General features: G+C 46.5%; 1 protein-coding gene. It reads left to right on the forward strand.

From position 1 onward, the window contains the following. Positions 1-1,523 (forward strand): Ig-like domain-containing protein (locus tag ACWXWT_RS20480; RefSeq protein ID WP_456043401.1); only part of this gene is annotated, 1,523 nt, incomplete at both ends.

The raw sequence follows: 1,523 nt of genomic DNA on the forward strand, positions 1-1,523 counted from the left end.
TGAAAATGGTACCTACAGTTTTACACCAAGTGGCAACTGGAATGGCCAAGTGCCTGTGATCACATACACCACTAACACTGGTGCCACTGCAACCTTAACAATTGAAATCACACCTGTAGATGATCCTTCTGTAACGTTAAATGATTCAAATACAATAGCTGAAGGTCAAATAGCAGAAGGCAATGTCCTTGATAATGACAGTGATCCTGATTCAGCTTTAGAAGTCACGAGTTTTGAAGTAGCTAATGACACATCTACAATTAGGCAAGCTTCTGATTTAGGTATAAGAATTTTTAATGCGGGGCAAACAGCTGAACTAGAGAGTGGCCAACTAATCATCAATTCTGATGGTTCTTATACATTTACACCAAATGACAACTGGTATGGCCAAGTTCCTTTAATCACTTACACCACTAATACAGGTGGAACCGCAACATTAACTATTGAAATTACGCCTGTTGATGATCCAACTATAACTGTGAATGATTTAAATACTGTCACTGAAGATCAAATAGCAAAAGGCAATGTCCTTGATAATGACAGTGATCCTGATTCAGATTTAGAAGTCTCCAGTTTTGAAGTAAATAATGAAATATTCAAAGCTGGACAAACTGCTATTCTTGATAATGGTCAATTGATCATCAATACCGATGGTTCATACACCTTTACACCAGATGAAAACTGGAATGGCCAAGTGCCGGTGATCACCTACACAACCAATACAGGGTCGGAAGCTACTTTAACGATTGATGTCACGCCTATAAATGATTTTCCAGAGTTTGACTCAAAAAACTACAGCTTTAATTACCTGGAAAACAGCAGCGACACGACCGTGATCGGCACCGTCTCTGCCACCGATCCCGAAGGCAAAGACGTCAGCTACAGTATTGTCAGCGGCGACACCAACGGTTGGTTTGAGATTGACCCCGTGACCGGCGTCATCAGCTTGACCCCGGCTGGCGTGACCGCGGCGGCCAATGACTTTGAAGTCATGGCCAACGTCCATGACTTGGTCGTCGGCGCCTCAGATGGCGTCAACACCAGCAACATTAACGTCACCCTCACTGAACTCGATGTCAATGAAGGCCCTGAGTTCACCCCACCCGTGGGCGAAACCAGTTACAGCTTTAATTACCTGGAAAACAGCAGCGACACGACCGTGATTGGCACCGTCTCTGCCACCGATCCCGAAGGCAAAGACGTCAGCTACAGTATTGTCAGTGGAAATGGTGATGGTTGGTTTGAGATTGACCCCGTGACCGGCGTCATCAGCTTGACCCCAGACGGCGTGACCGCACTTGCCAATGACTTTGAACTCATGGATAACGTCCATGACTTGGTCGTCGGCGCCTCAGATGGCGTCAACACCAGCAACATTAACGTCACCCTCACTGAGCTCGATGTCAATGAAGGCCCTGAGTTCACCCCACCCGTGGGCGAAACCAGTTACAGCTTTAATTACCTGGAAAACAGCAGCGACACGACCGTGATTGGCACCGTCTCTGCCACCGATCCCGAAGGCA

The organism is Shewanella sp. A22 (assembly GCF_053850585.1).